This window comes from Fannyhessea sp. (assembly GCF_986145555.1).
In genome coordinates this window covers 21,954-32,006 of the sequence record NZ_CFRCNA010000017.1, presented here as the reverse complement: position 1 = coordinate 32,006, position 10,053 = coordinate 21,954, and the positions used below count along the sequence as shown (strand labels likewise).

General features: G+C 42.2%; 11 protein-coding genes. 3 read left to right on the top strand and 8 right to left on the bottom strand.

The genetic code is table 11. The features are described 5' to 3' along the window. Positions 1 to 439, top strand: a 439-nt coding sequence (locus AC5GD6_RS04525) for a SpaA isopeptide-forming pilin-related protein (RefSeq protein WP_491846332.1), incomplete at its 5' end; no start/stop codon positions are given. A 216-nt stretch (positions 440 to 655) separates the two neighbouring features. Then, the gene (locus AC5GD6_RS04520) at positions 656 to 2,323 is read left to right on the top strand and encodes an InlB B-repeat-containing protein (RefSeq protein WP_491846331.1); all 1,668 of its coding nucleotides are present in this window, start codon (positions 656 to 658) and stop codon (positions 2,321 to 2,323) included. Positions 2,324 to 2,565: 242 nt separating this feature from the next. On the opposite strand, the gene AC5GD6_RS04515 is transcribed toward AC5GD6_RS04520, so the two are convergent. From AC5GD6_RS04515 to AC5GD6_RS04490, 6 genes are all read right to left on the bottom strand, one after another. After that, positions 2,566 to 2,679, bottom strand: a complete 114-nt coding sequence (locus AC5GD6_RS04515) for a hypothetical protein (protein ID WP_491846333.1) — start codon at positions 2,677 to 2,679, stop codon at positions 2,566 to 2,568. A gap of 64 nt (positions 2,680 to 2,743) precedes the next feature. Next, entirely contained in the window at positions 2,744 to 2,998 is a 255-nt protein-coding gene (locus AC5GD6_RS04510; RefSeq protein ID WP_416437143.1) for a GNAT family N-acetyltransferase, read from the bottom strand. Positions 2,999 to 3,175: 177 nt separating this feature from the next. Continuing rightward, positions 3,176 to 4,162, bottom strand: coding sequence for a helix-turn-helix domain-containing protein (locus AC5GD6_RS04505; RefSeq protein WP_491846330.1), 987 nt, complete (start codon positions 4,160 to 4,162; stop codon positions 3,176 to 3,178). Positions 4,163 to 4,666: 504 nt separating this feature from the next. Further along, on the bottom strand, positions 4,667 to 5,086 hold the full coding sequence (locus AC5GD6_RS04500; RefSeq protein ID WP_296157724.1) for a hypothetical protein: 420 nt from the start codon (positions 5,084 to 5,086) through the stop codon (positions 4,667 to 4,669). Beyond that, positions 5,083 to 5,301, bottom strand: a complete 219-nt coding sequence (locus AC5GD6_RS04495) for a helix-turn-helix transcriptional regulator (RefSeq protein WP_061102968.1) — start codon at positions 5,299 to 5,301, stop codon at positions 5,083 to 5,085. Before AC5GD6_RS04495 ends, AC5GD6_RS04500 begins: the two co-directional genes overlap by 4 nt. Before the next feature lie 413 nt (positions 5,302 to 5,714). Continuing rightward, a complete protein-coding gene (locus tag AC5GD6_RS04490; protein WP_006303422.1) occupies positions 5,715 to 5,930 on the bottom strand; it encodes a hypothetical protein in 216 nt (71 codons plus the stop codon). Positions 5,931 to 5,975: 45 nt separating this feature from the next. On the opposite strand from AC5GD6_RS04490, the gene AC5GD6_RS04485 reads away from it, so the two are divergent. Next, a complete protein-coding gene (locus AC5GD6_RS04485; protein ID WP_464361841.1) occupies positions 5,976 to 7,460 on the top strand; it encodes an aldehyde dehydrogenase family protein in 1,485 nt (494 codons plus the stop codon). A 634-nt stretch (positions 7,461 to 8,094) separates the two neighbouring features. On the opposite strand, the gene AC5GD6_RS04480 is transcribed toward AC5GD6_RS04485, so the two are convergent. After that, positions 8,095 to 8,532 (bottom strand): hypothetical protein, encoded by a 438-nt coding sequence (locus AC5GD6_RS04480; protein WP_464361842.1) that lies wholly within the window; start codon positions 8,530 to 8,532, stop codon positions 8,095 to 8,097. 238 nt (positions 8,533 to 8,770) lie between these two features. Then, a complete protein-coding gene (locus tag AC5GD6_RS04475; RefSeq protein ID WP_296157715.1) occupies positions 8,771 to 9,742 on the bottom strand; it encodes a DUF6788 family protein in 972 nt (323 codons plus the stop codon). Positions 9,743 to 10,053: the final 311 nt, after the last annotated feature.

Below are 10,053 nucleotides of genomic sequence, written 5' to 3'. Positions count from 1 at the left end.
GAAAGAAGTTCCAACACCAACAAAAGTTAAGTTTTCTAAGAAAGCATTAACAGAGAATGGAGAAGATCTTAAGGGCGCAACTATCCAATTGACAAAAGCAGATGGAAGCTTAGTCAAAGAGTGGGTAACAGATGGAACGGTAACAGAGTTTGAATTAAAAGACGGTAAGTACACATTCACAGAAACATCTGCACCAGCTAAATATCAAGTAGCGACAGCAATAACATTTGAAGTAAAAAATGGAAAAGCAATAGTGAAAGGTATAGCTGTAACAGGAAATACGATAGTGATGATAGATAAACTGAAAGAAGTTCCAACACCACCATCAACATTACCTAAGACTGGTGAATCCAGCTCTCTTGGCGCATTTCTTTCTGCGTTGGGGCTATCTTTAGCTGGTCTTGGAGTACTTTACAAAAAAATGAAGGCTTGTGAATAACGCCAAATAAATTTAGCGTGAAAGGTTTGCAAGCCATGAAAAGACTGACAAAATCCTTGACAGACAGACAGCATAACTCTGTCTATTTTCACGTAGAATTTTTTAATTGGCAGAAATATATACCTGATGGATAGGTATGTGTTTCTGCCTATTTTTATGCAATTTTTCAAAACGATAAAAAGAACATTATTAGATTAATAAGGAAATGTGAATAAGATGAAATTGTTAGCAAAAAAGACAACGGGGCTACTGCTGGCAACATTAGTAGCATTTGGCGTAGTAGCTGGAACTACGCAGGCATTTGCTGGTGGCGATGCGGTAGCATCTAAGCAAGCCGACAAATATACGGAAATAGACATGCAGGAACCGTATATAAAAGACGCAGAACTGCATGTTTATTCTGTAAAAGACGATAACGGCTCGCCTGCAGCCGCGATAACTATCACTCACAAAAATTCGGGTGGAGTTGACCCTCAGCTTACAGGCGTAAGGGAGTACACTGCCGCTGCAAAAGAAGGTTGGGTTTTTAAGAATTGGACGTACGAGCAGTTTTTAAAAGACAAGGACTACGGAAACTACAAAGGTGTTTTCTATTCATTTTCGAAAGATCACAACAACAAGAGCATTCCTTATACATCGGGAAATGTGATTTCCGTAAACAGAACGGGGACTATAGGAGAATCAACATTAATTAAGCGAATTTATAAGGTCTATGCAAACCTTAATCCTACTATCACGGCAACTGCCGGTGAAGGCGGATCGATAACTCCTGCCGGAAAGACAGAAGTCACATACGGAGAAAATCAGAAATACAATTTTACAGCCAACGAAGGATACATAATAGCTTCGCTGAAGATAGACGGAGTAGAACAGACCGTCGAACATACAGCTTCGGGTTCATATGAATTCAAGGCTGTAAAATCGCCTCACACTATAGAAGTAAGCTTTGTAAGAGAATACACGATAACTTATACTGATGGCGTTGACAACGAAGCAATTTTTACCGATCAGGTTTACAAAGCTGCTTCGGGTTCCGATACTCCTGCTTTTGAGGGAACCGCTCCAAGCAGAACAGATTATGTTTTTACAGGCTGGACTCCTACCGTTGCGAATAAGGTAACTCGTGACGTAACATACGTCGCTCAGTGGAAGGACGACAAGAACAACAATGGTACTCCTGATGATCAGGAAGATCACTTCACAGTTACTTATACCGACGGTGTTGAGGGAGAAGAAATCTTCCAAGACCAGGTACATCAAAACATACTCGTCGACATGCCTACTCCTGCTTTTGAGGGAACCGCTCCAAGCAGAAAAGATTATGTTTTTACAGGCTGGACTCCTACCGTTGCAGATAAGGTAACTGCTAACGTAACATACGTCGCTCAGTGGAAGCGGATTCAAAGAACAGTTACTTTCAAGGATGGCGATAAGACTCATGCAAAAGTGAAAGTGGAAACTGGTAAGGCTATTAATACTGATGCGTTGACTAATGAGTCCATGCCGAAGGATCCAACGAAGGACGGTTATACCTTCAAGGAGTGGAATACGAAGGAAAATGGTAAGGGTGAGACGTTTACGGGAGAAAGCGTAGTTAATGGTGATATGACTGTGTATGCCATTTACACGAAAGATTCTGCATCGACACCGGCTCCAACTCCAACTCCAACTCCGACACCGGCTCCAACACCGAATCCGTCTACTCCGGAATTGAAGCCGCAGCCTGAGACACCAGCTCCTAAGCCGCAGCCTGAAAAGCATATTGGCATGATTCCTAAGACGGGTGAATCAGCATCATTTGCAGGATTGCTTGCAGCTATAGGTTTCTCGATTGCTGGACTTGCAATTCTTCTTAAGAAGAAAATGATGGAAGAAAACAAGTAAGTAGGCACTGCTTGTTTTAAGTAACGAGTATTGGTTATTAGAAGATGGCTCTAGCGATATGTTAGAGCCATCTTTTGTATGTTATCTTTTGATTGTTATTTGAGATATAAGCTTTCTTATTTTCAATAAGAAATAGTATGGTGCTCCAAGTCAAAGTTTCAGGATTCCTATAAATAGTTTCAGAGTTCAAAGTCAAGGTTTCAGAGTACAGAGCAATAGTTTCAGAGTTCAAGGTCAAGGTTTCATTGTATCCAACACGTAATGAAACTAGACCCGATATTGTCATCATCGCATGTAATCAAAACCTTATGCAGATTCAAAGTCTCTTTGCAATATGTAAGTGCCATAGAAAGCATTTTTGTTCCATAGCCCTTCATACATTCAGATTGCCTAATTTCGTACCCTATGTGACCGCCATAGTTAATTAAAAAAAGAATTTAATTCATGCCTAATGTTAATTTCACCAATAAATTTTTCATTATCTATCAGCCAAAATGTAGTAGCTCTCACATAATTTGCAGGCAAATTTATACCATGCTCCACATTATAAGAACTCTCTATGATTGTCTCATAGTTTTTAAAGCGTCTTTCTGCGTGCGGCCTAAACATTTCGTCTTCTTCATTTGCTTCTATATAACTTTGGATATATTTCTTATCTGGTCTAATTAATCTCATACGTGCTCCTTATTTTTAATATGCAAGTCTATCCAAATTAGAACCATACTAGTCTTTTGAGCTTTCATAATGTCATCGCGAAACTTAATCTACATAAGGGGGTGCGGACAAAAACTTGGACAGTTTGATACTCGATACATGCCATGTATTCGCCACAAAATCAACGCCGAAAGTCATCTATTTCTTTCCGAACTTCCACGCTTTGAGCACCGCTTTTATTACTCTGTAAGTCAATGCGGCCAACGGCCAAACGATCCAGCTTTTTTCCCAATCGGACGTGATGAAACTGAAGGCTAAATAAATACAGATAATTATAATCCAGTAAGCTTCGAGCAATAACCTAATCTTTTCAGGATAGACAGTCTTTTTCTTTGGTTGCAGCAAACGGTAATAGGACGAGCGGACAATATTCGCCTGTACGAATAAATACACAGCTGCTGCCACCAGAACAATAGCAATAACTACAAAAAAGCCGGATGAAAGTTGATAAAATTCCGGCGCTATATCCGAAATTATAAGAAAAATAAAGGCAACCATACATAAAACGACACCGCTGACCGTCCGCAGCACATACGATGGCATGAACCGTTCCAAGCGTTCTTTGAGCACACTGTCAACGCCGTAAGCTGTTTCAAAGTCCTCTTTTTCCAAATATTGATAACGCTTTCCGTGGAAACTCTGAATAATAAAAATAACTACAGCTACGGTAACAATCGCAACGCTGAAGGCTAAGCCCAAAGTTTTACCGACTTGCGCATTTACTGTGGGAGAAAGCAAAAGCTCGCTGCCGATCATGGGGATTGCCGCCAGAATACAAAGAAGAACACCTAGAGCAATATAGGCGGCAAATGATATTCTGTGAGTAATATAAGCGGTGGCTTCTTCCAGCTTAATTACCCGCATGCGAACACCGGCTTCTTCCTGGCAGGCATTTTCATCTGCGTCGACGTTGTTCCCCATAACATCAATTTCATCTTTTACCAGAAGATCAGTACTAACACCGAACAAACGGCTCAATGCAATTATCCGCTCCATATCCGGGATACTTTGTGCGCCTTCCCATTTGGAAACAGATTGGCGACTGACGCCCAATTTGTCCGCCAATTCCTCCTGCGACCAACCGTTTTGTTTACGCAGTTCCAATATTTTATCTGCTAAAATCATTAAAAGATCTCCATTTCAAACTCGAATTCATCATTATGATTATGGCGAAATTATAATTGAAACAGCAGTTGCATGGTAGCAAGTGCGGTTGACAATTGCCGTTGAAAGCGCAATTTATGCCGACAAATGAGCGCAACCGAACGCCAATTCAAATTTTCAGAACAGCTTCCAGACATAATTGCAAAGCGAGCGCAATCGAATCTTCACCCCAGCTGCGTCCGTCATAACGTGAAATACGTGTTACCAAGGCACAAAGGACAACAAAATATTTAGTGTACGTGAAGCAATTTTTTGCTGCGTGCCTTTTCCGCGCAAAAGTGCAAGTTAACCATTTTGGGCGTAATCTTAAAGTACAACTTGAATTTAACGCCCAAACGAGGATGCATACCGTAGCGTGTGTGAAACCACCTCGTAGTATGGTCGTTTTGATACCGCGTTCGCTATTCTCTTGTGATGTTAACGTTCGTGCTTGTGTTCGTGCTCCCGTTTGCTGTGCGTAGGTTGTTAGAGATCTCTTCTCCAGTTATTCGCCACCAAATTCGCCAAATTAGCTTTATTGTCTTTGTTGACTCTTCCCCAGAAGTTAACTTCATATCCCATGTTTTTACCAAGATGCAAGAAACGAATAACTTTATGCGCCCACCATGGTTTAAGGCTCAATTCTTCAATTTCATGCCACGGCATTAGAACAAAATCGCTCTTTAGCGGTGTGCCCAGTTCTTTTTCGTAAATGCCTTTGGGGCTAAAATACACAATGAATTGGCGGCTGCTATCTGTTGCGTAGTACAGTGTATTGATGAAAAGTTTGATGATATCGCTTTGCCAGTTGTTGTGCTTCACGACCACCAAATAATGTTCCGTGTCGCCAAAAGCCTCTTGTACCTGCGATCTAAGTTCGTCCATGTCATACATAAAAAGGCTCATAATTTACTCCAATCACTGAGTATGAATACTTCTTTGATGTCTTTTCCTAACACGAGAGAAATTTTGTACGCTGTTTCTAAGGTGGGGCTGATGATGTTGTTCTCGTACGCCATAATTGACCTGCGCTTTAGACCGACAGCTTTTGCCAGGCGGTGTTGCGACAGTCCTTTTTCTTTGCGGAATACCGCTATCTTATTTGTGATGACAACTTCCATATGAACGCCTTTTGGTTACATTTATAGTACTATGGTGCTATTTATAGTACCATCTTAGAGGCAATAGTCAACTGTTTTTTGCTTGCTACGGATAATTTGGCAACATTTCATTCCAGTATTTGTCCGGTTTGCATTCTTGTATTTGGACATTCACTATTCTATAGTTTGCATATTCGATACAAACCCCAGCAAGCAACTTATTAGACTCAGGAACCTTATTTTCCGGAATAACCAGCAAGCCCCCACCGTGAGAAAGCAAATAATGTAGGGAACTTTTTTAGCGTAGCATTTTATATGACTGCTATGTTATTTTTATGCAGCCAAGAGTCTAAGCCTGTATGGAACTGGACTTATCCATCCTAGTTTTCTTTATGTTCATTAGATTTTCCTAAAAATAAAACAATTCTGGAGCTTTATTCCATATCAGATTTGCGATACGGTGTAAACGTAATGAAGAAGCAGAGCGCTTCACCTACAAGAAACATTGCAAGCCGCGCAACCTTTTGAGGCATCGCACCGAGGTACTTCGCAAGGATCAACGCGCACACCGCACGCGCGCAACGTGCACCATCGCAAGGCTGCAACTGTGCAACGTGCAACTCGCATACCGCAAGCTTGCAACCGCACATCGAGGCACACCGCTTCACGCGTACTTTAATTGTAAGGAGTTTACCATGAATGTACAACTGAAAGATACATATAACCTGTTTATCGGCGGAAAATTTGTTCCTGCGTCCGACGGAGCAACCTTTGAAACCACAAACCCCGCCACCGGCGAGCACCTGGCTTACGTTGCTGAAGCCACCAAAGAAGACGTTGACAGCGCTGTGAAAGCTGCGTGGTGCGCGTTCCCCGCGTGGAAAAACACTTCCGTTACCCAGCGCAGCGCCATCCTGAACAAAATTGCCGATGTTATTGACGCTAACAAGGAGCGTCTTGCAACCATCGAAACGCTCGACAACGGCAAGCCCATTCGCGAAACTATGAACATTGATATTCCGCTTTCGTCCGAGCATTTTCGCTTGTTTGCCAGCGCCGTTCAAACGCAGCAAGGCTCAAATAGGTTGCTCGATGGCAATTTATTGAGTATCGTCATGCGCGAACCAATCGGCGTTGTCGGCCAAATTGTGCCGTGGAACTTCCCGTTTTTGATGGCCGCGTGGAAACTGGCGCCCGTCCTGGCGGCAGGCGACTGCACCGTGTTCAAAACCTCGTCCAGCACGCCGCTGAGCGTGATTGTGCTGATGGAGCTTATCCAAGACATTGTTCCTGCTGGTGTTATCAACATCATTTCGGGGAAGGGCTCGAGCAGCGGTCAGTTCCTACTTGACCACCCTGGCCTGCGCAAACTTGCGTTCACGGGTTCAACCAGTGTTGGCTACAACGTAGCGCGCGCGGCAGCCGACAAGCTTATTCCGGCAACGCTTGAGCTGGGTGGCAAGAGCGCGAACATTTTCTTCGACGATTGCAATATGGACCAAGCCATCGACGGCTTAATGCTGGGAATTTTGTTCAACCAAGGGCAAGTGTGCTGTGCTGGCTCGCGAGTGTTTGTGCAAGAAGGTATCTACGACGAGTTCGTGAAACGCGCAACGGAGCAGTTCAACCGCGTAATACAGGGCAACCCGCTTGATCCGAAAACGCAAATTGGCGCGCAAATCAATGAAGCGCAAATGAAGAAAATTGCGTCGTACATGAACATCGCGCGCGAAGAGGGAGCTACGATTGCCGCAGGTGGCGAGCGTAATACCGAGGGCGATTTAGCGAAGGGCTGCTTCTTCAAGCCAACGCTGCTTACCAATGTAACGAACGATATGTGTGTCGCGCGTGAGGAGATTTTTGGCCCTGTAGCTGCGATTATGAAGTTCAAGGCCGAGGACGAAGTGGTGAAGCTTGCCAACGATTCCGACTATGGCTTGGGCGGTGCGGTTTGGACGCGCGATATTACGCGCGCGCTGCGTGTGTCGCGTGCCATTGAAACCGGCCGCATGTGGGTAAACACCTACAACCAAGTGCCTGGCGGGGCGCCGTTTGGCGGCGTGAAGAAGTCGGGCATCGGCCGTGAAACCGACCTGTCGATTTTGGAAGCATATACGCAGGTGAAGAACATCATCATCAACCTGAACGATGCGCCCAGCGGATTTTATCCCGAGCACTAAAGCGCGCCACTCGCGCAAAACGCCTGCGTAAGCGCGCAACCGCGCACAACACGCAGGAAATCGAGGAGCGCCATGTGCCGCTGATGTGGGCATCTTGTGTAGGTGTGGGTATGCTATACTAGCACATGCATGATGAGGGGAAGCGGCGCGTGGCGTTCATAATCAGAGAAAGGCGAAGCGCAGCATGCACGAATCCGCAACACTATGCGGTGTGTGTGCTGCGTTTTTATAGAACGGTGTACGATCACGGGTACAGATGGTAACTGGACATACGGCTTCTTCTTTGAATTTTTCCTTGAAAATTTTACCAAATCGTACCTGGCAGTATATTTGTAATATGGCTTTTAACGGGTAGAACCAGCAGATAAAGTAGGCATCACAAGCGAGCTGTTCCCAATTGCCCGCACCCCCATTCAAGCTTTGTTAAAGAATTTTTTTAACTTTTTTCAATTAGTGTGAGCTTTTCGCATTCATAAAATTTTTCTTTTCCATAAAGCACAACTTCTAGTAGAAAAATAATGTATGATACAACCAAATATACAAACAAAAAAGAGGTGCACTTTTTAACGATAGAAAAAGCTATCGTTAAAAGGTTTAAAATTGGCTTAATAGCTTGATTCTTGAGTGCAAAATATTACTTTTTCTTCTTATAACCTATAGCAACATCACCTGTTTTATTAATACCCGGTACTTTAAGAACAACAGAACTTGACTTGTCTTTTAAATCAAATTTCCCAACCAAAAATAAAGCTTTAAGTCCTGGACCAGGTAAATTGAACGATGAGTCAACTAATTTGATGGGTTTATCTCCAAGAGTGACTTTAGACAAATCATAATGAGAATCCAGAATATCTCGTGACACAAAGAGATACAACTCATCTTTATTCATATAGTTTTCTGGTATACGAAACTCTTCTTGAGAAACCGCTACTGTTTCCCAATGATACGACGCAAGCTCCGCCTTCTCATCATCATCAGCACATCCAGCAAGAGAGAAGAGAGAGCCTAGCAGCAGAAGCATAACAAGACAACTTTGAAAAATGTTTTTACAAAAAATAGTTTTACTTCTCATAACACTACTAGCCTCCTTTTTTGTAACACTACTTTGTATCAAATACGTATAAAACAGATTATTCAGTAAACAAGATCTACCATCGCTTTGATTACCGTAATAATCTTTACATATATATTACTTTTTCGTATTAATTTGTCTAGATTATTAATGCTCATCTCTTCATTTACTAGCAAACTATACTCTTCATAAACAACAAGATTTACAGAAACAGAAGAGCAAATATCATCGCGTGCGTTTAATGCCTCCAACAATATTCCCTCATAAACGAAGCAATCACCTGCAAATCTTCACCTTCATAATACTTAACAAGCAACTTCTTAAACTCAGGAACCTTATTTTCTGGAATAACCAACAAGCCCCTGCCATGAGAAATCAAATAATGGTTCGCAAAGATTACAGAAGCCCTCTTATTCCCATCTAAAAATATCTGCGACTTCATACAGTAAACGCATAATTCAATCGCAATATCAATAGGCTCTTTCTTTCCAACTTTACCTTCAACATTCCCGCTGACTTTCTCACCTTCAACAATATTCCTTATTTTTTCTTTAACATCTATTTCATTAGGAATAGGCGGAATATAAGTAGATCCGCCAATCGCAACAGGAACACCCCTGATGCGACCGCCGTCTAAGAAAAAACCCTCATTAACAAGTCTCGCAATATGACTAAGCATGTAATAATCAGACCTACTTAACACGACATCCTCGTCTAAAATAAACTCCCAGGCATGCTTCAAATTCAAGATTTTTTGAACGTCACTCGCAGAAACACCAAACACTTTTCCGTTATCTATAATCTCTTCAGTTTGAGGAAAAGTAGTAGCAACGCCTTCCAAAACAGCCTGATCGTAAATATTCGCTTTTAAGTTAGCCCTTGCAAAAGCAATATTGTTCACCAAATCAGCAGATAACTCACTATTAGAATATCCAGCATTCGCGAGCTGCCTTACCACAGCGCGAAGCTCCTTACGCAATTGCCTAGATTCACTTGCATTGCGAAGAAGAAGATTATACAAATCGTCCGAATACACACCAACATACGTAGACGTCAACTTTCCCGAAACACGCTTTCTGGTGTATAAGTATTTGCCATCTCCACGAGTTTTGATTTCAGGGGTTCCATCATACGCAAGCAAACTCAAACGGGCATTAAGATCAGCCTTTTTTCTAAGCAATTCTTGTACATCATCATATTTTGCAGCCATATTCACACTCCTTCAGCTGATTCTTTTGCATAAGCATTTTTAGCGAAACGCTTTTAGGTAGACTCTTCTAGTTAAACCCTTTTTACATGGGTTCTTTTAACTAAACCCTTCCAAACAAGTCCTATGCAAAAGTTCTATAGAAAGACTACGTACAAAGATTCTGCTAAAACATGCAGAATTCTATTCGCCCATAAATTGGGGAACATTTATTTAAATAATATAATGATTTGTTCCCCAATAATCAATAATGTAGGGAACTTTTTTACAAATCTTATACCGTTTTGTTCCCCAAAACATAAGCACCTAAATCG

Excerpts from the sequence above, each read along its gene's own strand:
- AC5GD6_RS04510 (WP_416437143.1), bottom strand. The coding sequence starts at position 2,998 with ATGAGATTAATTAGACCAGATAAGAAATATATCCAAAGTTATATAGAA.
- AC5GD6_RS04485 (WP_464361841.1), top strand. The coding sequence starts at position 5,976 with ATGAATGTACAACTGAAAGATACATATAACCTGTTTATCGGCGGAAAA.
- AC5GD6_RS04515 (WP_491846333.1), bottom strand. The coding sequence starts at position 2,679 with ATGCTTTCTATGGCACTTACATATTGCAAAGAGACTTTGAATCTGCAT.
- AC5GD6_RS04505 (WP_491846330.1), bottom strand. The coding sequence starts at position 4,162 with ATGATTTTAGCAGATAAAATATTGGAACTGCGTAAACAAAACGGTTGG.
- AC5GD6_RS04475 (WP_296157715.1), bottom strand. The coding sequence starts at position 9,742 with ATGGCTGCAAAATATGATGATGTACAAGAATTGCTTAGAAAAAAGGCT.
- AC5GD6_RS04495 (WP_061102968.1), bottom strand. The coding sequence starts at position 5,301 with ATGGAAGTTGTCATCACAAATAAGATAGCGGTATTCCGCAAAGAAAAA.
- AC5GD6_RS04480 (WP_464361842.1), bottom strand. The coding sequence starts at position 8,532 with ATGAGAAGTAAAACTATTTTTTGTAAAAACATTTTTCAAAGTTGTCTT.
- AC5GD6_RS04500 (WP_296157724.1), bottom strand. The coding sequence starts at position 5,086 with ATGAGCCTTTTTATGTATGACATGGACGAACTTAGATCGCAGGTACAA.
- AC5GD6_RS04490 (WP_006303422.1), bottom strand. The coding sequence starts at position 5,930 with ATGTGCGGTTGCAAGCTTGCGGTATGCGAGTTGCACGTTGCACAGTTG.
- AC5GD6_RS04520 (WP_491846331.1), top strand. The coding sequence starts at position 656 with ATGAAATTGTTAGCAAAAAAGACAACGGGGCTACTGCTGGCAACATTA.